Here is a 21,235-nt window from a genome sequence, read left to right as displayed (position 1 = left end):
TTGTTTGCCATGTCCGAGCCTGAAATTCTCAACCTCAGCGAAAAGTTGTTCAGCCATCAGCGCAAGATCCAGGAAACCTCCATGATCTCCAACTCGGCCGAACCGCTGTGCGTCAGCCCGGGGGAGCAGGTGCTGCTCGAGGGGCTCTGTTCCAGCGCCTGGTATCGCCTGCTGCGGCGCGCCTTCTGGATCTGGCAGGGGGCTGAGCCCATCGAGATTGAGGAAATCCTGGCGCGCATCGCCAACTCCGAGTCCAAACGTACCCATGACCAACTGCTGGATACGGTACAGGGCTACCTGCCGGGCAACTGGATCTATGAATGGAGCCAGACCGCCGGCCAGTACCAGAAGCTGGGCAAGGAGCTGGAGCGGGTCGGCGAGCAGCGCCGTGCCAAGGCGGCCTACCTCAAGGCCACTCGCTACTACTCCATCGCCAGCTATCCCCACCTCAAGGGCGATGAGCTGGCAGAACAGGCCCAACTGCTGGCCAACCAGGCCTATCGCGAGGCCGGCCGTCTGTTCAAGGTGCCCCTCAAACTCATCAAGGTGCCGTTCCGCGGCAAGGAGATCCTGGGCTACCTGCACCTGCCAGTGGAAGACAGGCCCGTGCCCATCGTCATGGTCAGCGGCAGCATCGACAGCCTGCAGATGGACTTCTACCGCTTCTTCAAGGAGCACCTCAAGCCCTTGGGGATCGGCATGCTCTCCCTGGACATGCCCGGCATCGGCTATGCCAGCCACTGGCCCCTGGTGCAGGACTCCAGCCGGCTGCACCAGGCCGTGCTGCATCACATCAAGGATCTGCCCTGGGTGGACAGCCAGCGCATCGGCATGGTGGGGTTCCGCCTGGCGGGCAACATCGCCGCCCGCCTGGCCTATCTGGAGCCGGCACACCTCAAGCTGGCGGTGTGCATAGGTCCAGGTCTCAATCAGTACTTTATGGACCCGGCCCTGTTCAACCGCTCGCCGCCCATGATGCGGGCCAGCCTGGCCAACCGGTTGGGGGAGGATGCCGTCAACTGGGACAACCTGCAGACCCAGTGTCAGGTCTTCTCCCTCAAGCGGCAGGGGCTGGTGGGGGTGACCCGCACCCGGGTGCCCATCCTCAGCATCGGCCACAAGCAGGATTTCATCTGCCCCGAGTCGGACATCCGCACCCTGGCGTCTTCCAGCCATTACGGCAAGGCGGTGGTGATGGACAAGCTGCCCATGAAAGAGGTGTTTGAGAAGGCCTTAAGTGAAACTTGTGACTGGCTGAAACTTCACTTCAATCTTTGACGGGTAGACTGGTGGTGGAATTGACCATCAGTGGCCCGTGGAGGAGACATGACAGCGACGCAACCCAATGGAAGACACACCCAGGATGCCTTCATGCAACTGGGCCCCTACCTGCGCCCCGAGCAGAGTGACGGCCAGCGTTACTTCTTTGATTGTCTGGAAGTGTGCCTCAACCTCAAGCATGAACCCGAGCTGCGGGAGTTCTGGGGCTGGTGGCTGGAACTGACCCCCTGCGACAGCGGCTTTGCCATGAAGAGCGAGTTTGGCCTGTTCAGCAAGGAGGGGATCTGGGAGGCCGCCACCCCGCCGGCCAAGCATCAGTCCGCCCTGGGCGCCAGCCGGCAGCAGTTTCTCGGTCGGCTGGAAGCCCTGCTGACCAAGTGGCAGATGCAGTTGGTGCAGACCCCAGCCTCCCCCGCCAGCCAGCCTGACATCCAGGCCAGCGTCGAGCCCGCCTGAGGCTGGTTTTCCCCGGTCGTCCCCAGGGGCGGCCGGCCAAAATCCCATTGCAGCCTGCCAGTTGCCTCGGTATAAAGAGGCACTCCGTATTCCGTGGTATTTCCGATGGACAAGAAGACCATAGTCGTCAAGTTGGGGACCAGCATCCTCACCGGCGGCACCAATCGCATTGATCGCGCCCACATGGTGGAGCTGGTCCGCCAGTGCGCCGCCCTACACCGCCAGGGTCACCATATTGTCGTGGTGACTTCCGGGGCCCAGGCGGCCGGGCGTGAGGCCTTGGGGCATCCCAAGCTGCCCGCCACCATGCCCCACAAGCAGATGCTGGCGGCGGTGGGCCAGAGCCATCTGCTGCAGATCTGGCAGAGCCTGTTCGGCATCTACAACCTGCATATCGGTCAGATGCTGCTGACGCGGGCGGATCTGGAGGACAGGGAGCGCTTTCTCAATGCCCGGGATACCATGCATACCCTGTTGCATCACCGTATCATTCCGGTGATCAACGAAAATGACGCCGTGGCCACCGCCGAGATCAAGGTGGGGGACAACGACAACCTGTCCGCTCGGGCGGCCATCCTGGCGGATGCGGATCTGTTGATCCTGCTGACCGATCAGCGCGGCCTGTTCACCGCCGATCCCAGATCCAACCCGGATGCCCAACTGATCGAAGAAGTGCAGACCATAGATGACACCCTGCGCAAACTGGCCGGTGACAGCGTCAGCGGCCTGGGTACCGGCGGCATGGCCACCAAGCTGCAGGCGGCCGATGTGGCGCGCCGTGCCGGTATCGAGGTAGTGATCGCCACCGGCCAGTTGCCGGAAGTCATTGGTCGGTTGGCCCGGGGCGAGCGGGTGGGCACCCGCTTCCCGGCCATCGCTACCCCGCTGGAGAGCCGTAAGAGTTGGATCCTGGCCGGTCCGCCGCCCCATGGCGAGATCGTCATCGACGAGGGGGCCGAGCGGGCGGTGCAGCACAAGGGCTCCAGCCTGCTGCCCAAGGGCATAGTGGCGCTCACGGGCCAGTTCGAGCGGGGCGAGGCGGTGCGCATCGTCAACCGGGAGGGACGCGAGCTGGCCCGGGGCATCTCCCGCTATGCCTCCGACGATCTGCAGCAGATCGCCGGTCGCCACTCTGATGAAATCGAGGCCTGCCTGGGCTATGGATACGGCCCGGTGGCCATCCACCGTGATGACATGGTGTTGCTGTAAGGAGTCGATGATGGAACTTGTGAAGATGGGCCAGGCGGCCCGGGAGGCGGCCTTCGCCCTGGCGGTCACCCCCACCGCCCAGAAGAACCAGGCCCTGGCGGCCATGGCAGATGAACTGGACACCCAGGCCGAGCGGGTGCTGGCGGCCAATGCCCTGGATATCCAGGCTGCCCGTGAGGGGGGCATGAGCGAGGCCCTGCTGGATCGCCTGCTGCTCACCCCGGCACGGTTGGCAGGAATCGTGGCGGATGTGCGCAAAGTCATCAGCCTGGACGACCCAGTTGGCAGCGAGCTGGAGAGCCGGGTGCTGGAGAACGGCATGCGGCTGTCCCGCCGTCGGGTGCCCATCGGCGTCATCGGCGTCATCTACGAGGCCCGGCCCAACGTCACCATCGACATCGCCGCCCTCTGCCTGAAGACGGGCAACGCCAGCATACTGCGGGGGGGGCGCGAGACCTTCCACTCCAACATGGCGCTGGTGGCGGTGATCCAGTCTGCCCTGGCCAAGGTCGGCCTGCCGGCGGCGGCGGTCCAGTATATCGAAAGCCCGGATCGGGCCCTGGTGGGCCAGCTGCTGACCCTGGATCAGTACGTGGACATGATCATTCCTCGGGGCGGCGCCAACCTGCACAAGCGGTGCAAGGAACAGAGCACCATTCCCGTCATCATCGGCGGCTTCGGTGTCAGCCACCTGTTTGTGGATGAGAGCGCCGATCTGGTGCGGGCCCTGGATGTGATCGACAATGCCAAGGTGCAGCGCCCCTCCGCTTGCAACGCCCTGGACACCCTGCTGGTCCACGAGGCGGTGGCCGAGCGGTTCCTGCCGGCGCTGGCGGCGCGGATGAACGAACGCCAGGTGAGCCTGGTGGCGGCGGCCAATGCCCATGGCCTGTTGGTGGCGGCCGGTGCCACCGGCCTGCGTGAGGCCGGGCCGGAAGACTTTGACACCGAGTGGCTGAGCCTGACCCTGGGGGTGCGGCTGGTGGCGGACGTGGATGCGGCCCTGGCGCACCTGCGGGAGCACAACGCCTGTCACTCCGACGCCATCCTCACCAACAGCCTGGTGAACGCCGAACGCTTCATCAACGGCGCCGGTTCGGCGGCTGTGTACGTCAACGCCTCCACCCGGTTTACCGACGGTGCCCAGTTCGGCCTGGGGGCCGAGGTGGCCGTCTCCACCCAGAAGCTGCACGCCCGGGGGCCCATGGGGCTCACCGAGCTCACCAGCTACAAGTGGGTGGGGCAGGCCGACTACCTGTGCCGCTCCTAGGAGTGGCCCGGCCCTCACCGCGGTGAGGGCCATCGACACAAGGAGTTTGCATGACATCCCGTCTGACGGGGGCCCTGGGGCCGGTGGGCCCCCTGCCCGAACAACTGGAGCAGTGGCGCCAGCGCTTGTTGCGGCAGTTGCCTGGCCCCCTGCATGGCGTGCGCACCCTGTTTGTGGGGGATCCCCTCAAGGTGATCGTCAGCTTCGAGGATGACAGGGTGGAGGTATTTCTGCCCCAGGTGGAGTGGGCCATGCCCAATGTGCCGCGGCAAAAACCCCTGTCCCAGGGCAGCATCGCCCTGGTCGATGGCACCTTTGACGCCCTGTTGGAACTCATCGAGCAGACCATACGTCGGCGGGTGCAGAGCTTTCGCGAGTGCAACTGCTGTGGCCGGCGCATGCCGCCGGAGATGATGGGCAGCGTCAGCGGTCAGGCCACCTGCCGTCGCTGCATCGAGGGACGCCGCCTGCTGTTGTAGCCGGTGCGCCCTGCCGCTTCGGCCATCGCCGACTAGACTCTAGTACGGGCTGATGGTCGGGAGGTGGCATATGTGGCGACGATGGCTGATGCTGGGGCTGCTGTGTCTTTGCCTCCCCTGGTCCAGCGACCTGCGGGCCGGAGAGCTGGTGGTCCGCTACCCGCCGCCCGAGATCAAAAACGATAGCCGCCATCCCTATTTTCTTGCCCTGCTGCGGCTGGCCCTGGATCATACCCTGGCCGACGAGGGGCCCTACCGATTGCAACCCCTGGCCAATGTGGCGCAACAAGGGCGGGCCTTCCGCCTGCTGGGGGCCAAGCAGCTGGATATCATGTGGTCCATGACCTCCCGCGAGCGGGAGCGCAGCTATCTGCCGGTCCGCATCCCACTGATGAAGGGACTGCTGGGCTACCGGGTGATCCTCATCAACCGGGAAGACAGCGCCATCTTCGAGAGCATGGACGAGGCGAGCCTCAAGGAGGTCACCTGTTATCAGGGGCATGACTGGCCGGATCTGGAGATCTTGGCCTTCAACGGCTTCCAGGTGCGGGGGGTGACCAACTACCTGCGCATCTTCAGCATGCTGGATCGCGGCATGATCGACTGCTTCCCCCGGGGCATTCTGGAGGCCTGGGGCGAGATCCATAGCCAGCAGCTGCAACACAGCGTGGTGGACAGCCACTTCGTGCTGATCTACCCCACCGCCATCTATTTCTTCGTCAATCAGGACAACCAGGCCCTGGCGGCACGCATCGAGCGTGGCCTGCGGGCAGCCCTGGCCGATGGCTCCTTCGACCGCCTGTTCTACGGTTATCCGCCCCATCAGGAGGCGCTGGCCAAGGCCAAGCTGGATGAGCGGGTCAAGGTGCTGTTGCAAAACCCGCTCCTGCCCCCCCTGACGCCCTTGTCGGATCCCAGTCTGTGGTATGGCGGCATGGCCAGGGCCGAGCCCTAGGCGCCAATAAAAACGCCGCACGAGTGCGGCGTTTTGTTGATCAGCGGTTGGCGCTTACTTGAGGTAGGTGCCGTCGCTGCCGATCTTGCCCGGGCCGTTCAGCACCCAGATGCGGGCGGAGTAGGCCGGTACGCTGAAGGTCATGCTGCCGCCGGTGACGGTCAGGCTGCTGCCGCTGACGGCATCCAGGTAGGTACCGTTCTGCACGCCGGAGACGGTGACGCTCTGTTCGCTACTCGCGGCCAGACCCACCACCGCATAGCTGCCTTCGCTGGAGAGATCCCGTACATAACTGATGCCGGAACTCCATTCGTTCACCTGGCTCATGGGTGCCATCTGCAGGGCCGGAATGGCCTGGCGGATCTGGTTCAGCCGCTTGATGTGCTGGTACAGGGGGTTGCTGCTGGTGCTGCTGTCATCCAGCACGTCGCCATAGTAGGCGCGACCGGTCTGATCCAGGGTGTCGGTGCTGCCGGCGACATCTTGCGGCAGACCGGCCTGGAACATCACCTCTTCCCCGTAGTAGAGGGTGGGGATGCCGCGTGCCGTCCACAGCAGGTTGTAGACCATGGCGGCATTGGCTTCTTCACCGCCGTAACGGTACTTGAAGTCGTTGTCCGGACCCACGTCGTGGTTCTGGAAGAAGGTCACCAGCTTGGTGGCATCACCATAGACCCAGTCCATGCTGAAGATGCCGCCGATGCCGCCGAAGTTGCCGTTGCGGATGTTATCGCGGAAGGTGGAGAACAAGGAGAAGTCCAGCACCGACAGGCCGGAGTCTCCACCGGCGGTGGGGTTGGCCGGATCTTCGGTGGTGCGGGTGTACCACCAGGGGCGGATCACCGCCGAGGCGTTGTCGTTGGCCAGCTCGGAACCCCAGCCGGTGCCCTTCACCAGATTTTCACCGAACACGAACAGGCCGGGCTTGTAGCTCTGCCAGTCGTGGATGTAGGTGAGCAGCTCATCCCGCTCCACGTGCTTGAGGGTGTCCAGACGGATGGCATCCACGCCCATGTCCAGATACATGTGGATGGCGCCGTTGATGTAGTCCTTCACGTTCTGGTTGCCGGTGGCCAGGTCGATGCAATCGCCGGCCATGTGCTTGTTCTGCAGCGAGGTGGGATTCTCCCAGTCACCGCCGGACATGAAGCCGTCCAGGTGGTACCACTGGCTGTCCAGCGCCGTGGCGTCGATGCCGAAGAAGCGGTTGGCATCGTAGCCTGCTGCCGGAACCGTGGCCCCGCTATTGGGATCGGTGAAGGAGACCACTCCCTCGGGATCCGAGTCGCACTTGGCGCGATACCAATCCGGTGCCACCGGGTTGTCATCGTCACAGCGGTTGGCGCTGAGGTAATCCCCCAGGTTGCCCTGGTAGGGGCCGTTGTCGATCAGACCCTGGCTGGAGCCGGTGGGCACGTAGTACTTGATGGGCAGGTGGTTGATCCAAACCTTGCCCCGCAGGCCGTACTGGCCGGAGTGGTTGATCACCACGTCCTGGATCACCTTGAGCCCCTTGGCGTGGGCCGCGTTGATGAAGTCCTGGTAGGTGCCGCCTTCAGACTCCAGGCGGGGATCCACCTTGTAGAAGTCGTAGGCATGGTAGCCGTGGTAGTCCAGACCGGAGCGGTTCTCCACCGGCGGGGTGACCCAGATGGCGGTAAAGCCCAGGTCCTTGATGTAGTCCAGCTTCTCGATCAGGCCCTTGAAGTCACCACGCCAGGTGGGATCGCCGGCCTTGTAGCGGTCGCGGTTGTAGTAGTTGTTGCTGGAATCGCCGTCGTAGAAGCGGGCGGTCATCAGGAAGTAGATGCTCTCGGAGCGGAAGTCCCCGCTGTCGGGCAGTTCGCCTATCTGATAGCTGAAGGTCTGCACCTGGCTGTTGCCGGTGGCATCCACCGCTAGCGTCTTGATCACCAGATCCGTGCCGCTGCCGACATCGGTGGCGGTGAAGCTCTGACCGCTGTACAGGGTGGAGGATGTGGTGGGGGTGGTGCCGTCCGTGGTGACGTAGACGGTGGGCGCCGCATCCTGATTGTCGGTGACGGACAAGGTGATGGTTTGGCTGCTTTCGTAGCTGCCGGCAGACGGGCTGGCGGTCACCACGGGGGCCTGGCTGTCTGCGCCTGCCACCTCGGTCACATCCAGGCTCTTGTCGGACGCGTCGAAGCAGATGTCATAGGTGGTGTCGGCGGTCACCCGATAATCGGCGGTGGGGTAGCTCTCGGTCCAGTCGGCATAGTGGTCGATCTTGAAGCGGGGATCGCTGCTGCCGAAGGCCTGGCGGGTACAGAACACCACGCCGTCGTCGCTGGTCATGGCGGTGCTGGTCCAGCTGTTGGGGGTGCCACGGAAGTACCAGCTGTCGGTCACCGCATCGGTGACCACCAGAGTGACAGTGCTGCTGCTGGTGGCGCCCTGATCGTCGGTGACCGTCAGGGTGATGGTCTGGGTGCCGGCGCTGGCGGGTTGCAGGGTGAGGGTCTCGCCGCTGTCACCCGTGCTCCAGCTGTAGCTGGCGATGTAACCGTCGGCATCGGTGGAGTGACTGCCACTCAAGGTCACGCTGTCGCCTGTGGTCAGGCTGACGGTGCCGCTGGGGCTGATCACCGCCGTGGGGGCCTGGTTGCCTTCGGACAGGGCCGTGATGCTGTAGGTGAGGCTGGCGTCGTTGACGCTGATCCGGTAGTCGCCGGTGCCGGTGACATATATGTCCGAACCGGTCTGATCCAGCACACCGTCGGCCCCGGTATCGCCGTAGTTGGTGGCCCAGTCGCCGTTGACGTCAAACTTCAGCCGTTGGCTGGTCTGACCGTCCAGGTAGACGTCGGCCTGCCAGAGGTTATCGTCCACCAGGGTCATGGCGGTGGTGGCCCAACTGTTGAAGGTGCCGCGCACATAGAGCTGGCTCAGGTTGTGGGCGAAGCCGCTGTCCTGGTTCTCCTCCTCGTCGCAGCTGGTGACGGCACTGACGCTGATGGCCTGGCTGCTGCTGTCGAAGCTGATGAGGTAGCTGGTGTTGGCGCTGACGGTGTAGTCGGCACTGGGGTAGCTCTCGCTCCAGTCGCCGGTGCGGTCGATCTTGAAGCGGGGACCGCCGTTCGCGTCGCCCGTGGCAAAGCTCTGGCAACTGGTGTAGGTGGTGCCGGATTGCAGGGTGAGTGCCGTGGCGTCCCAGTTGTTGGGGGTGCCGCGGAAGTACCAGTCGGCCGAGACAGGTAGGGCCAGGCCCACCAGACTCGCGGTCAGTATCCATTTTTTCATCGTTAGTTCCTAATGCTGTTTCAGTGACACGGCGGTCGGCCAGGGGCCGCCGACGCTTGTTATGGCCACCTGTCATGGCTGACAGGTGGCCTCACTCTAGGAGAAAAAAACAGCAAAAGGTAAAGATGGGTAAGTAAGTGTGATCCTCTCGTGAGCGGCGTATTGACGGCGTGATTGGTAGCGCTTTCAGGTGATGACAACAAAAAGGCCAGGGAAACCCTGGCCTTAGCCGCTTAGCTGGCCACCAAGGGGGCGAACTGCCAGTTGCCTTCCGACTGCCAGGCCAGGCGGTGGCTGTGGAAGGGGGAGAGGGTGCTGCGATGGCCGACGCTCACCAGTACCATCTGGGGCAGACGTTCCCGCAGCAGGCCGTACAGGCGCGCCTCGCAGGCTTCGTCCAGCGCCGAGCTGGCCTCGTCCATGAACAGCAGGGCGGGCTTGAGCAGCAGCACCCGGGCGAAGGCGACCCGCTGCTGTTCCCCCATGCTCAGTATCTGTCCCCAGTTGCGCTCCTCCTCGTCCAGCCTCGGGATCAGGTGCTGCAGGCCGACGTCTGCCAGGATGGGCAGTATGGCCTCATCCGTCAGGGGCGCCGCCGGGTAGCAGATGGCCTGACGCAACGAGCCCAGGGGCAGGTAGGGGCGCTGGGCCAGGAACAGGGTGCCCCCCTCGGCGGGGAAGCTCACCTGGCCCTTAGCATAGGGCCAGACCCCCGCCAGGGCCCGCAGCAGGGTGGACTTGCCACAGCCGGAGGGGCCCTGGATCAGCAGGGCCTGACCGGGAGCCAGCTGCCAGCTGCTGGGCGGGTAGAGGGTGGCGCCGCCGGGGTGATGCACCGCCACCTCGTCGGTCTTGAGGCCGTCACCGACCTCCTGGGCCTGGATGCGGGGCAGGGTATCCACATGATCCAGGCTGGTCTGGAAGGTGGCCAGACGATCCACCACCGACTTCCAGCGGGCCAGTACCGTGTAGTTGGTGATCAGGGTGGAGAGGGCATCCTGGACCCGGCCGAAGGCGGAGGCGATCTGCATCATGCCCCCCAGCTGGATCTGCTTGGCGAAGTAGCTGGGGGCCGAGACCACGAAGGGGAAGATGATGGCGATCTGGCTATAGCCGCTGGTGAAGAAGCCCAGCAGCTTCTGCCGCTTCATCAGGCGGAAGAAGTTGTCCACCACGGAGCCGAAGCGGCCGGTGAGCAGCTTGCCCTCCTCGTCGTTGCCGCGATACAGGGCCACCGACTCGGCGTTCTCCCGCAGGCGCACCAGGGAGAAACGAAAATCCGCCTCGAAGCGCTGCTGGTTGAAGTTGAGCTTCACCAGGGGGCGACCGATGATGAAGGTCAGCGCCGTGCCCACCAGGGCATAGCCCAGGGCAAACCACACCATATAGCCCTGGGGCAGGTTGAGTTCCATGCCCCCCAGCTGGAAGCGCAGCGGGGCCGACAGCCCCCACAGCAGGCCGAGGAAGGTGAAGACCCGCACTATGTCGGCAAGGGTGTCCAGAAACAGGGTGAGGGTGGAGGAGACGAACTCCGCCACGTCCTCGGCGATCCGCTGATCCGGGTTATCGGTGCGCCGGTCGGTGAGCTGTAGCCGGTAAAAGTTGCCCTTGGCCAACCACTCCTGCATCAGCGCCTTGGTCATCCAGCGCCGCCAGACGATCTCCAGCATCTGCCGAAAGTAGGTGGTGTAGACCGCCACCAGGATGAAGGCCGAGGCCAGGCCGGCAAACACCAGCAGCTGATGCTTGAACTCCGCATAGTCGAGATTCTGCAGGGCGTTGTAGAAGGCGTTGTTCCAGATGGTCAGTTCTTTTTGCAGGTAGATGATGGTGCCGGTCAGTACCAGCACCAGCGCCAGCAGGCTCCAACCCTTCCAGGCGTCGGAGGAGCGCCAGAACGGCTTGAGCAGGCGCCAGAAGTTATGCCCCAGGTGACGCACGGGCGGAGTCTCGATCATTTCACCTCCAGCAGATGGGAATTCAGATGGCATGGAGCCGGCTGCCATTGTGGCAGAGCCGTCAGCCAGATCAATCCTTTACCTGCGCGGGCGGCTGTGCCCCTGTCGGCTGGCTACACTAGGAGGAGGATGCCCCGGCGTCTGTGACCGCACTCCCAAGCGCACCGGGAGGTCAGCATGTTGCTTGAGTGGATTGGTGAACGTCTAGCCCGTTATCTTGCCAAACCCAATCCGGGGGAGGGGTCCATGGCGACCCTGCCGCCAGAGGTGTTGGCCGCCACCCTGCGCAAGGGGGATATTCTGCTGGTGGAGGGTACCAGCCGGTTTGGTACCGCCATCAAATACCTGACCCAGTCCACCTGGTCTCATGCCGCCCTCTACATAGGCGATGCCCTGGGAGCGCCCAATTTCGGCGATGAGCCCTTGGTGCTGATCGAGGCGGATGTGCTGGAGGGGGTGCGGGCCGTGCCCTTGAGTCTGTATGCCGACGAGCATACCCGCATCTGTCGCCCGGTAGGGATCTCGGAGGCGGAGATCAGCCGCCTCATCGGCTATGCCATCTCCCGGCTGGGGGGCAAGTATGATCTGAAAAACATCATCGACCTGCTGCGTTATCTGGTACCCACGCCGCCGGTGCCCAGCCGTTGGCGCCGCCAGCTGCTGTCCATCGGCAGCGGTGATCCCACCCGGGCCATCTGTTCCTCCCTGATCGCCCAGGCCTTCGCCCATATCCACTACCCCATACTGCCGGAGCGCCTGCTGACCCGCTCCGAAGATCCCGACTGCCCCCGCTGTTATCGCCAGTACTTCCGCATCCGCCATCACAGCCTGTATGCCCCGCGGGACTTCGATCTTTCGCCCTACTTCCAGGTGGTCAAGCCGGTGCTGGAGCGGGGTTTTGATCCCCACAGCATCCAGTGGCACGAAGAGCCGGTGGCCCTGTTGCCGCCGCCGGCGGAATTGCCGTCGCCCCTGGCGACCCCAACCCCTGGTCGCTCCCGCCGCTGGTTTGTCCGCTGGTTTGTCCGTCGCTCCACTTGAGGCTTGTCCTACTGCCGGCCCTTGGGGTAGGGTCTGGGTTCATTGCCTTAAGGAGATGCTATGTCTATCGAGCTTGTCTGGGTCGATTTCACCCAGCCGGAACAGGGCGCCCAGCTGGTGGCCCTGTTGGATGCCTATGCCAGGGAAGAGGCCGGGGGCGGAGAGCCCCTGAGCGAGGAGGTCAAGGCCAGCCTGCCGGCCCGCCTGGCCAAGCTGCCTTATGCTCACAGCCTGCTGGCCTATGTGGCGGGGGTGCCGGCGGGGCTCATCAACTGTTTCGAGGGCTTTTCGAGCTTCCAGGCCAGGCCGCTGCTCAACCTGCACGATGTGGTGGTGTTGCCGGACTATCGCGGGCGGGGCCTGATCCAGACCATGCTGGCGGAGGTGGAAGCCCAGGCCCGTCGGCTGGGCTGTTGCAAGCTGACCCTGGAGGTGCTCGCCGGCAACGCCCGGGCCCAAGGCGCCTATCGCCGCGCCGGCTATGCCGGCTACGAGCTGGATCCGGCCATGGGCCAGGCGCTGTTCTGGCAGAAGAAGCTGGCTTAAGCAGACTGGCTTTCTTGCATAAAAAAACGCGCCACTCGGCGCGTTTTTTTATCTTGGCAGCGCGTCAGACGCTCTCCTGACGCAGCAGGGCTTCGCCAACCTGGTTGGGTACGAAGGCGATCAGTCTGTCGGTCTGGGTCAGGGCCCAGCCGCTGCCTTCCGTCGCCACCTCGACGGTGGAACCGGCCTCCAGGGCGCTGGCTCCGGCCACGTCCCCCACCGTCAGCACGGAGGCTTTGGCGCCGGTGACGCTGTTCTTAACCAGGATGACAGTGCCCTCGGCACTGGCCTCCACGCCTTCCACCACCAGCTCCTTGGCGCCTTCGAACACGGTGGCGGATCCTTCCACCATGATGGTGCTGCCTTCCACCGACAGCGCGGATCCCTGGGATGCGGAGTCCGCCTCCGCCAGCAGGGGCACGCCGGCCAGGGTCAGGCCAAGCAGCAGGTAATGCAGGGTAGAGCTCATAGCAATTCCTTGATGAAAAAGGACAAATAGTAGCCGGCTTTCGCTGGGCTAGGCCAAACTAGCAAGCTGAGTCGCAAACACCAGCGATAGATGGCAGGAGTGCGGCGCGTATCACAGCCTCAGGCCCGTGACGCGCGGCGGATAACGCTTTGTGTCAAATCTGTCAGGGGGGCTGGCGTAACCCTTTTGGGTCGGCTACCTACACTTGATTGAGGCGTGGGCGGAGGTGAGTCATGCATGAGATAGTCTTGGAAGAGGTGGCTTATGCCCTGGCCTCGGCACTGGATCTGGTGGGCATAGACGATGTGCAGCATGGTCAGCGGGTGGCCCTGATGGCCACCACCTGTGCCCGCCATGCAGGCTGGTCCGAGCCCTGCTGCCAGGCCCTCATGCTGGGCGGTCTGCTGCACGACTGCGGTGTCTCCTCCACCCAGCAGCATTACCGTCTGGTGGCGGAGCTGGACTGGGAGGGGTCTCAGGAACATGCCGATCGCGGTGCCGAGTTGCTGGAGCGGGTGCCCTTGTTTGCCCAGCTGGCGCCCCTGGTGCGTTGGCATCACACCCACTGGCCGCAGTTGCTGCAGGCGGGCCTGCCCCGGGAGCTGGCCCTGGCCGCCAACCTCATCTATCTGGTGGACCGCGCCGATGTGCTGCGGGCCAAACACTTCTATCAGGAGGGGCCGGAGGGGATCCTGCGTCGGCTGGCCGGGCACAGCGGCAGCCTGTTTTGTCCGGATCTGCTGGATCTGTTTTGCCAGGTGGCGGCCAGTGACGCCTTCTGGTTCCAGCTTGAGCCCTGGGTGCTGGAGGACAGGTTTCAGCCCTGGCTGCAGCAGGGGCAGCGTCAGCTGGTGAGCTTCGACAGCCTGCTGAGTCTGGGGCAGATGTTTGCCGATGTGGTGGATGCCAAGAGCCCCTATACCGCCAGCCACTCCCGGGGCGTGGCGGCCCTGTGTACCTGGCTGGGTGAGCGGCTGGCCCTGGCGGCCAGGGAGCTGGAGATACTGGAGCTGGCCGGGCTGCTGCACGATCTGGGCAAGCTGCGGGTGGAGGATGCGATCCTGGCCAAGCCGGGTCCCCTCACCGATCTGGAGCGGCGCTACATGCGTCAGCACAGTTTCGATTCGGCGCAGGTGCTCAAGCGGGTCAGAGGCTTTGCCGAGATTGCGACCCTGGCGGCCATGCATCACGAGACCCTGGATGGTCAGGGTTATCCCTACCGCCTCAAGGGCGCGGCTATCCCCCTGCCGGCGCGCATCATCGCCGTGGCGGACATCTTCCAGGCCCTGGTGCAGGACAGACCTTACCGGGCGGCCCTGCCCGCCGGGGAGGCGTTGGCCCACCTGCAACTGCGGGTGAAGGAGGGCAAGCTGGACGCTCGGGTGGTGGCCTGCCTGGCCCAGGATCTGCCGCTGGCGGTGCGGATCGCCCGCCAGCAGTGTGCCGAGGGACTGGCTAGGGTGCGCTAGGGGTGTCGTCCGCCTTGGGATGGGGCAGGCGGGTTACCAACAGCTGGTCGATCTTGTAGTTGTCTATGTCCACCACCTCGAACTTGTAGCCGGCGAAGCTCACCGCATCGGTGCGCTTGGGGATCTTGCGCAGCATGTACATCATGAAGCCGGCGATGGTCTCGTAATTCTCCCATTCGGGAAAACTCTCGATATCCAGGGCGCGCATCACGTCCTCTATGGGGGTACCGCCCTCCACCAGCCAGCTCTGCTCGTCCCGCTGGACGATCTGCTCCTCCATGAACTGGTGCACCAGATCCCCCATCAGGGTGCTCATCACGTCGTTCAAGGTGATGATCCCCACCACCAGCGCATACTCATTTAGCACCACTGCGAAGTCCTGGCGGGAACCACGGAAGCTCTCCAGCGACTCGGACAGGGTGAGGGTATCCGGGATGATCAGCGGGTTCTTGACGATTTCGGCCTCCAGCACCAGGGGCTGGCGGTTGATCATCCGCAACAGTATGTCCTTGGTGTCCACATAGCCCATCACCGCATCGATACTGCCATCGCACACCAGAAACTTGGCGTGGGGATGGGAGGCGATCTTCTGCTGTATGGTCTGTTCATCGTCGTGGCGCTCGAAGTAGACGATGCTGTCCCGGGCCGTCATGGCCGACGGCACGGTCCGGGTATCCAGCTCGAACACGTTCTCGATCAGGTGATGCTCCTGTTGGCGCACCACCCCCGCCTGGGCCCCGGCGCTGACCATGGCAAACACGTCATCCGGGGTGATCTTGTCCTGCCGCTCGGTGGGCAGCCGCAGCAGGCGCAACAGGCTGTTGGCCAGACCGTCGAACAGCCACACCAGGGGCTTGAACAGCAGCAGGCATAACCGCATGGGGCGCACCACCCGGATGGCGATCTCCTCCGGCAGCATCATGGCCAGCCGCTTGGGGATGAGATCCGCCAACAGGATGAACAGGGAGGTGACGGTGAGGAAGGAGAGCACGAAGCTAACCTGGGGCAGGTTCGCCGCCGGCACCCAAGGGGTCAGCAGCTTGGAGAAGCTGGCGGTGAAGGCGGGCTCACCCAGTATCCCAGCCAGTATGGCCACGCCGTTGAGGCCGATCTGCACCACGGTGAAGAAATGGCCGGGCTGCGCCTGCAGAGCCAGCACCTGAAGGGCGGCTTGATTGCCTTCATCGGCCCATTGCTGCAGCCGCAGGCGGCGGGCGGCCGCCAGGGCGATTTCCGAGACAGAGAAGAAGGCGCTCAGCACGATGAGCAGCAACAGATAGAAATGGGTGTCAGTCATGGGGATCTCGGATACGACAAAGTTCTGACGCTAGCTTAGCGAAAGCGGCGTCACTTGTCGCCGTCGGCCGATGACGAGCACTCGTTCTGCGGGAGCAGGTGCAGCCGCTGCGTCTGTCTCTGGCCCGCGGTCTGGCGCAGGGTGGGGATGCCACTCTGGGGATGGCGAGCCAGGTGTAATCGGGCTGGTCGGGGCGGTCAGTCCACCATGGGCAGGCCGCTGGACTCGCCGACGATCACCAGGGTGGGGGAGGGCAGGTCGTCGCCCACCCGGGGCAGCTCGGCCAATGTGGTGTGGCGCACCTGCTGCTGCGGGGTGGTGCCGCAGCTGATGAGGGCCACCGGCAGCTCGGGGGCAAAGCCCTGAGCCAGCAGCAGGCGGCTGATGCGTTCCCGCAGGCTCAGCCCCATGTAGAACACCAGTGTCTCGGGGCCGGGGCGAAAGTGCGACCAGTCCGGCTCGGGATCCCCAGGCTTGTGGGTGGCGGTGATGAAGCGCACGCTCTGGGCCACCCCCCTGTGGGTCAGGGGCAATCGGGTGGCGGCGGCACAGCCGATGGCGGCGGTGACGCCGGGGACCACGCTGACCGGGATATTGGCCTGTTGCAGGGCCTCCACCTCCTCGCCGCCACGGCCGAAGATGAAGGGATCGCCGCCCTTGAGACGCACCACCCGCAGGCCCTGGCGGGCCAGGCGGATCAGCAGGGCGTTGATCTCCTCCTGGGGCAGGCTGTGAAAGCCGCGCTGCTTGCCAACGAAGTGGCGATCGGCATCCCGCCGCACCAGGTTCATCACCTCGTCGGACACCAGCTTGTCGTACACCACTGCCTCGGCGGACTGGATCACCTGCAGGGCCTTCAGGGTCAGCAGCCCCGGATCCCCGGGACCGGCCCCCACCAGGGTGACGCTGCCGGCTAGGGCGGCGTTGTCATCCTCGGCCAGCAGGGCATCGGCGATGGCTTCCACATCGCCGCCTTGCTCGAAGGCGGTCAGCAACGGCGGATGGACCATGAAGCGTTCCCAGAAGCGGCGCCGGGCCTTGAGGGTGGCAAAGCGCAGCTTGACCCGGGCCCGCAGGCGGCCGGCCAGGCGGGCCAGCTCGCCGAGTTTTTGCGGCAGGTTGGCCTCGAGTTGCTCCCGCAGCAGGCGGGCCAGCACCGGGGCCTGGCCGGCGGAGGAGACCGCCACCAGCAGCGGGGATCTGTCGATGATGGCCGGCAGTATGGCGCTGGCATTCGCCGGATCGTCCACCGCATTGCACCAGATCTGCCGGGCGTTACAGGCGGCCAGGATGCGCTCGTTGAGCAGTTGATCATCGGTGGCGGCCACCGCCAGCCAGCAGCCCGCCAGCTGGGCCTCGTCAAAGGCCTGGGCCTGCCAGCTCAGGCGGCCGGCCTGCACCCAGTCGGCCACCGCGGGGGCCAGCTCCCGGGCCACCAGCTGGATCTGGGCGCCGGCCTGCAGCAGCAGCCGCAGCTTGCGCTCGGCCACCTCGCCACCACCCACCACCAGCACCCGGCGGCCCTGCATCTGACAAAAGAGGGGAAAATAGTCCATGTCGCGTTCCTGCCTGACTCGAGGTGGGTTAGCTTGCAATCGCCCAGGGTGGGATGCAAGCGTCGGGAGGGAAAGTGAGTTTGAAAAGGCTTTTTTGGCCTCAAAAGAGCCCTTGTGTTGCGGCTTTTTTGACTCGTTGCCGCAGCAGGGTATGCTGTGCCACAGCCTGCCAGCCCAGGGACCTGGCGGGCGATAACCGATAAGAATGAATGGACTAGACGAAGGGGATCAGCATGAGTGTCGGCAAACGGATTTCGGCGGGGCACTGCCAGCAGTTGGGGGCCCAGGTAGAACTGGGCGGGGTCAATTTTGCCATCTGGGGGCGTTACGCCAAGGAGATGGAACTGTTGCTGTTCGCCCACGAACAGGATGAGCAGCCCGAGGTCATCCGTCTGGTGGCACCCTTGCACCGCTCCGGCTACTACTGGCACGTGCACGTGGCGGGGCTCAAGTCCGGCCAACTGTACGGCTGGCGCATCCCCAGCCTGCTGCTGGCCATGCCCGGCAACCGCTGGGAGGCGGACAAGGTGCTGCTGGATCCCTACGCCAAGCGGGTGGTGCTGCCGGCCAACTACGAGCGGCGGCGGGCCGCGGCGGCGGGCAGCAACCTCAAGGGTTGCCCCAAGAGCGCCGTCATCGACATGGCGGCCTACGACTGGGAGGGGGACAAGCATCCGCGGCACTCTCTCTCCTCCTCCGTGGTCTACGAGATGCACATCGGCGGCTTCACCAAGGATCCCAGTTCCGGCCTGCCCACCCCCAAACGGGGTACCTATGCCGGGCTGATCGAGAAGATCCCCTATCTGGTCTCATTGGGGGTGACGGCGGTGGAGTTGCTGCCGGTGTTCCAGTTCGACCCCCAGGATGCCAGGCCCGGCAAGAGCAACTACTGGGGTTACAGCCCCATCGGCTTCTTCGCCCCCCACGCCGAATATGCCTGCGACAAACGCATCACGGGTGCCCTGGACGAGTTCCGTGACATGGTCAAGGCCCTGCACCGGGCGGGCATAGAGGTGATCCTGGATGTGGTGTACAACCACACCGCCGAGGGGGACGATACCGGCCCGACACTCTGCTACCGGGGGCTGGACAACTCCGCCTTTTATATCCTGGACGAGAATCGGGAGCACAACACCAACTATTCCGGCTGTGGCAACACCCTGAATGCCTCCCACCCCATGACCAAGCGGATGATCACCGACAGCCTGCGCTTCTGGAAGGAGGAGATGCACGTGGACGGCTTCCGCTTCGACCTGGCGGCCATCCTCTCCCGAGACAAGAACGGCCACCCGCTGAACGATCCGCCCACCCTGCTGGCCATCGACAGCGACTACAACCTGGCGGATACCAAGATCTTCGCCGAGGCCTGGGACGCCAGCGGCCTCAACCAGGTGGGGCGCATGGCCGGCGCCCGCTGGCGGGAGTGGAACGGACACTTCCGCGACGACGTGCGGGCCTTCGTCAAGGGGGATGAGAACATGGTCTCCCGCCTGGCCACCCGGCTGTGCGGTAGCCCGGACATCTATCACGCCCCCTATGCCGACCCCCACAAGAGCCTGAACTTCGTCACCTGTCACGACGGCTTCACCCTGTGGGATCTGGTGAGCTACAACCAGAAGCACAATCTGGACAACGGCGAGGAGAACCGGGACGGGGCCAACGACAACCTCAGCTGGAATCATGGGGTGGAGGGGGAGACGGACGACCCGGCCATCCGCCGTCTGCGTCTGCAGCAGGCCAAGAACCTGATGACCATCAATCTGCTGGCGGTGGGCACTCCCATGCTGCTGATGGGGGACGAGCTGCTGCGCACCCAGCAGGGCAACAACAACGCCTACTGTCAGGACAACCCATTGAGCTGGATGAACTGGCAGCCTGACGCCGAAGGTGCAGAGATGCTGCGCTTCACCCGGGAGCTGCTGAGCTACCGGGCCCTGCGGGCCGACACCATGCCGGATCTCATCAGCCTCTCCTTTGCCCTGGATCAGGTGCGCATCCGCTGGCATGGGGTCAAACCCTACTCGCCTGACTGGGGCAAGGACTCCCGCAGCCTGGGACTTACCGCCTACGGCAGCGGCCATCATGTGGACTATTACGCCTTCTTCAACGCCTATTGGGAGGATTTGGAGATAGAGCTGCCGGATCCGCCCCACAACCCGGACGGCCAGTGGTTCCGTATGGTGGACACCGGCTTGTCGTCACCCGATGACATCAGCTCCCACGGACGGGCGCTGGTGCCGGTGGGACGGCGCTATCCGGTGAAGGCCCGTTCCGTGCTGGTGCTGGTGAGTCCCACGGAATAGGTGATTGCGCGGATTTGTTGGCGCTTGAACAAGCCGCCGGCCCTTGGGTCGTAATGCTCATCAGTTAAGGCGCCGTTGGCGCCTTAACTGCATCAACAACACGGTTTTTGAGGCAAAAGCCAAACCCCACCCTAACCCTCCCCTTGAACAAGGGGAGGGAAACATCGTTCCTCCCCCTTACCAAGGGGGAGGTTGGGTGGGGGATGGCTTGCCTCTGGCAGCCATTCATGAGTAGCTCTGTTTCTTAACTGACCAGCATTAGCCCTTGGGCCGGCGATTTGTTTTCAGGCGGCTGCAGTTAGGCGGTCTGGGCGTGACGGCTGGGCTTGGGCAGCAGCAGGTTCAGCAGTATGGCGGTGATGCCGCCGGTGGCCACGCCGAAGGAGAGCACGCTCTTGAGCAACTCCGGCAGGTGCTGCAGCACCTCGGGCACCTGAGCGACCCCCAGCCCCATGGCCAATGAGACCGCCAGTATCATCAGGGCCCGGCGATCCAGCGACTCCCGGGCTATGATGCGCACCCCGGCGGCGGCTATGGTGCCGAACATCACCACGGTGGCGCCGCCCAGCACGGGCTCGGGGATCTGCTGGATAAACACCGCCACCCCCGGCAGCAGGCCCAGCAGCACCAGCATGCCGGCGATAAACAGGCCGACGAAGCGGCTGGCCACGCCGGTGAGCTGGATGACACCATTGTTCTGGGCGAACACCGACATGGGGAAGGTGCCCACCAGGGCCGCCAGCATGGAGTTGAGGCCGTCGGACAGCACGCCGCCCTTGATGCGGGCCAGGTAGACGGGGCCCTCCACCGGCTCGCCGGAGACGTCCGAGGTGGCGGTCATGTCGCCGATGGCCTCCAAGGCGGTGACCACGAAGATGATGGTGATGGGGATGCACAGCTGCCAGTCAAAGCCCAGGCCGAAGGGCAACAGGCGGGGCAGGGCGAAGAAGTGCTCGGCGGGCTGCACCGCATTGAGCCGGCCCATGAAGAAGGCCACCAGATAGCCCACCAGCATGGCCAGCACGATGGCAGACAGCCGCAGCCAGGGATTCTTGCTGCGCTGCAGCAGCACTATGCTGAGCAGCACCACCCCGGAGAGCAGCAGGTTTTCGCCGCTGCCGAAGCTGCCATCCTGCATGGCGCCGAAGCCGCCGCCCATGCTGATGAGTCCCACCTTGATCAGGGTCAGGCCGATGAGCAGTACCACTATGCCGGTGACCAGCGGGGTGATGACCATTTTGACCAGGTGCAGGCAGCGGCTCACCACCACCATGCTGACGGCGGAGATCAACAGGGTGCCGAACAAGGTGCCGAGCATCTGGGTCTCCGGCATGGCGGCCTGCTTCAAGGCCAGGCCGGAGGCGATGATGGGGCCCAGGAAGTTGAAGCTGGTACCCTGCACCGACAACAGGCCTGAGCCCACCGGGCCGAAGCGCCGGGTCTGGATGAAGGAAGCGATGCCGGACATCAAGAGGGACATGGAGACGATGTAGCGGGTGTCGTCGGCGTTGAGCCCCAGGGTGCTGGTGATGATGAGCGGCGGCGTTATGATGCCGACGAACATGGCCAGCATGTGCTGCAGGGCGGCGAAGAAGGTTTGGGGTAAGGGGGGGCGATCGTTGAGCTGGTAGACCAGATCGTGGTTGTGGCTTGGGCTATCCATGGCGGACCTCGGTGCTGAAAAT

At 64.4% G+C, this 21,235-nt stretch carries 16 protein-coding genes; 10 read left to right on the top strand and 6 right to left on the bottom strand.

What is annotated here, in order from left to right; all coding sequences use genetic code 11:
* Nucleotides 1–9: 9 nt before the first annotated feature.
* From frsA to ABHF91_RS13245, 6 genes are all read left to right on the top strand, one after another.
* Nucleotides 10–1,278, top strand: a complete 1,269-nt coding sequence (gene frsA / locus ABHF91_RS13270; protein WP_409420739.1) for an esterase FrsA — start codon at nt 10–12, stop codon at nt 1,276–1,278.
* A gap of 48 nt (nt 1,279–1,326) precedes the next feature.
* The gene (gene crl, locus ABHF91_RS13265) at nt 1,327–1,737 is read left to right on the top strand and encodes a sigma factor-binding protein Crl (RefSeq protein ID WP_409420738.1); all 411 of its coding nucleotides are present in this window, start codon (nt 1,327–1,329) and stop codon (nt 1,735–1,737) included.
* 105 nt (nt 1,738–1,842) lie between these two features.
* On the top strand, nt 1,843–2,946 hold the full coding sequence (gene proB, locus ABHF91_RS13260; RefSeq protein WP_409420737.1) for a glutamate 5-kinase: 1,104 nt from the start codon (nt 1,843–1,845) through the stop codon (nt 2,944–2,946).
* Nucleotides 2,947–2,956: 10 nt separating this feature from the next.
* The gene (locus ABHF91_RS13255) at nt 2,957–4,216 is read left to right on the top strand and encodes a glutamate-5-semialdehyde dehydrogenase (protein ID WP_409420736.1); all 1,260 of its coding nucleotides are present in this window, start codon (nt 2,957–2,959) and stop codon (nt 4,214–4,216) included.
* 50 nt (nt 4,217–4,266) lie between these two features.
* Nucleotides 4,267–4,695 carry a hypothetical protein gene (locus tag ABHF91_RS13250; RefSeq protein ID WP_409420735.1) on the top strand — a complete coding sequence of 143 codons (429 nt, stop codon included), beginning with the start codon at nt 4,267–4,269 and terminating at the stop codon, nt 4,693–4,695.
* Between the two features lie 70 nt (nt 4,696–4,765).
* A complete protein-coding gene (locus tag ABHF91_RS13245) occupies nt 4,766–5,650 on the top strand; it encodes a hypothetical protein (RefSeq protein ID WP_409420734.1) in 885 nt (294 codons plus the stop codon).
* Between the two features lie 54 nt (nt 5,651–5,704).
* On the opposite strand, the gene ABHF91_RS13240 is transcribed toward ABHF91_RS13245, so the two are convergent.
* Nucleotides 5,705–8,911: an alpha-amylase family glycosyl hydrolase gene (locus ABHF91_RS13240; RefSeq protein ID WP_409420733.1), complete on the bottom strand. Its 3,207-nt coding sequence runs from the start codon at nt 8,909–8,911 to the stop codon at nt 5,705–5,707.
* Between the two features lie 233 nt (nt 8,912–9,144).
* Nucleotides 9,145–10,869: an ABC transporter ATP-binding protein/permease gene (locus ABHF91_RS13235; RefSeq protein ID WP_409420732.1), complete on the bottom strand. Its 1,725-nt coding sequence runs from the start codon at nt 10,867–10,869 to the stop codon at nt 9,145–9,147.
* Nucleotides 10,870–11,046: 177 nt separating this feature from the next.
* On the opposite strand from ABHF91_RS13235, the gene ABHF91_RS13230 reads away from it, so the two are divergent.
* Both ABHF91_RS13230 and ABHF91_RS13225 read left to right on the top strand, forming a co-directional pair.
* On the top strand, nt 11,047–11,910 hold the full coding sequence (locus tag ABHF91_RS13230; protein ID WP_409420731.1) for a YiiX/YebB-like N1pC/P60 family cysteine hydrolase: 864 nt from the start codon (nt 11,047–11,049) through the stop codon (nt 11,908–11,910).
* Nucleotides 11,911–11,970: 60 nt separating this feature from the next.
* The gene (locus ABHF91_RS13225; RefSeq protein ID WP_409420730.1) at nt 11,971–12,456 is read left to right on the top strand and encodes a GNAT family N-acetyltransferase; all 486 of its coding nucleotides are present in this window, start codon (nt 11,971–11,973) and stop codon (nt 12,454–12,456) included.
* Nucleotides 12,457–12,520: 64 nt separating this feature from the next.
* On the opposite strand, the gene ABHF91_RS13220 is transcribed toward ABHF91_RS13225, so the two are convergent.
* On the bottom strand, nt 12,521–12,925 hold the full coding sequence (locus ABHF91_RS13220; protein ID WP_409420729.1) for a hypothetical protein: 405 nt from the start codon (nt 12,923–12,925) through the stop codon (nt 12,521–12,523).
* Between the two features lie 233 nt (nt 12,926–13,158).
* On the opposite strand from ABHF91_RS13220, the gene ABHF91_RS13215 reads away from it, so the two are divergent.
* Nucleotides 13,159–14,394 (top strand): HD domain-containing phosphohydrolase, encoded by a 1,236-nt coding sequence (locus ABHF91_RS13215; protein WP_409420728.1) that lies wholly within the window; start codon nt 13,159–13,161, stop codon nt 14,392–14,394.
* On the opposite strand, the gene ABHF91_RS13210 is transcribed toward ABHF91_RS13215, so the two are convergent.
* Complete coding sequence (locus ABHF91_RS13210) at nt 14,381–15,697, bottom strand: hemolysin family protein (protein WP_409423123.1); 1,317 nt, start codon at nt 15,695–15,697, stop codon at nt 14,381–14,383. The two genes, ABHF91_RS13215 and ABHF91_RS13210, sit on opposite strands and share 14 nt — an antisense overlap.
* A 191-nt stretch (nt 15,698–15,888) precedes the next feature.
* Complete coding sequence (cysG, locus tag ABHF91_RS13205; protein ID WP_409420727.1) at nt 15,889–17,247, bottom strand: siroheme synthase CysG; 1,359 nt, start codon at nt 17,245–17,247, stop codon at nt 15,889–15,891.
* A gap of 233 nt (nt 17,248–17,480) precedes the next feature.
* Here cysG and glgX point away from each other — a divergent pair, with 233 nt between their 5' ends.
* On the top strand, nt 17,481–19,550 hold the full coding sequence (glgX, locus tag ABHF91_RS13200; protein WP_409420726.1) for a glycogen debranching protein GlgX: 2,070 nt from the start codon (nt 17,481–17,483) through the stop codon (nt 19,548–19,550).
* Between the two features lie 298 nt (nt 19,551–19,848).
* Here glgX and ABHF91_RS13195 read toward each other — a convergent pair whose 3' ends face one another.
* Nucleotides 19,849–21,213, bottom strand: coding sequence for a nucleobase:cation symporter-2 family protein (locus tag ABHF91_RS13195; RefSeq protein ID WP_409420725.1), 1,365 nt, complete (start codon nt 21,211–21,213; stop codon nt 19,849–19,851).
* Between the last annotated feature and the right edge of the window lie 22 nt (nt 21,214–21,235).

The organism is Pseudaeromonas aegiceratis (genome assembly GCF_046254905.1).
In the GTDB taxonomy this organism is placed as follows: Bacteria; Pseudomonadota; Gammaproteobacteria; order Enterobacterales; family Aeromonadaceae; genus Pseudaeromonas; species Pseudaeromonas aegiceratis.
This window is presented reverse-complemented; position numbering and strand designations above follow the sequence as displayed.

What these genes read in the sequence shown, in the direction of transcription:
- ABHF91_RS13230 (WP_409420731.1), top strand. Translation starts at nt 11,047, where the DNA reads ATGTTGCTTGAGTGGATTGGTGAACGTCTAGCCCGTTATCTTGCCAAA.
- ABHF91_RS13255 (WP_409420736.1), top strand. Translation starts at nt 2,957, where the DNA reads ATGGAACTTGTGAAGATGGGCCAGGCGGCCCGGGAGGCGGCCTTCGCC.
- ABHF91_RS13250 (WP_409420735.1), top strand. Translation starts at nt 4,267, where the DNA reads ATGACATCCCGTCTGACGGGGGCCCTGGGGCCGGTGGGCCCCCTGCCC.
- ABHF91_RS13195 (WP_409420725.1), bottom strand. Translation starts at nt 21,213, where the DNA reads ATGGATAGCCCAAGCCACAACCACGATCTGGTCTACCAGCTCAACGAT.
- cysG (WP_409420727.1), bottom strand. Translation starts at nt 17,247, where the DNA reads ATGGACTATTTTCCCCTCTTTTGTCAGATGCAGGGCCGCCGGGTGCTG.
- glgX (WP_409420726.1), top strand. Translation starts at nt 17,481, where the DNA reads ATGAGTGTCGGCAAACGGATTTCGGCGGGGCACTGCCAGCAGTTGGGG.
- ABHF91_RS13235 (WP_409420732.1), bottom strand. Translation starts at nt 10,869, where the DNA reads ATGATCGAGACTCCGCCCGTGCGTCACCTGGGGCATAACTTCTGGCGC.
- crl (WP_409420738.1), top strand. Translation starts at nt 1,327, where the DNA reads ATGACAGCGACGCAACCCAATGGAAGACACACCCAGGATGCCTTCATG.
- ABHF91_RS13225 (WP_409420730.1), top strand. Translation starts at nt 11,971, where the DNA reads ATGTCTATCGAGCTTGTCTGGGTCGATTTCACCCAGCCGGAACAGGGC.
- ABHF91_RS13240 (WP_409420733.1), bottom strand. Translation starts at nt 8,911, where the DNA reads ATGAAAAAATGGATACTGACCGCGAGTCTGGTGGGCCTGGCCCTACCT.
- ABHF91_RS13220 (WP_409420729.1), bottom strand. Translation starts at nt 12,925, where the DNA reads ATGAGCTCTACCCTGCATTACCTGCTGCTTGGCCTGACCCTGGCCGGC.
- ABHF91_RS13245 (WP_409420734.1), top strand. Translation starts at nt 4,766, where the DNA reads ATGTGGCGACGATGGCTGATGCTGGGGCTGCTGTGTCTTTGCCTCCCC.
- proB (WP_409420737.1), top strand. Translation starts at nt 1,843, where the DNA reads ATGGACAAGAAGACCATAGTCGTCAAGTTGGGGACCAGCATCCTCACC.
- ABHF91_RS13215 (WP_409420728.1), top strand. Translation starts at nt 13,159, where the DNA reads ATGCATGAGATAGTCTTGGAAGAGGTGGCTTATGCCCTGGCCTCGGCA.
- frsA (WP_409420739.1), top strand. Translation starts at nt 10, where the DNA reads ATGTCCGAGCCTGAAATTCTCAACCTCAGCGAAAAGTTGTTCAGCCAT.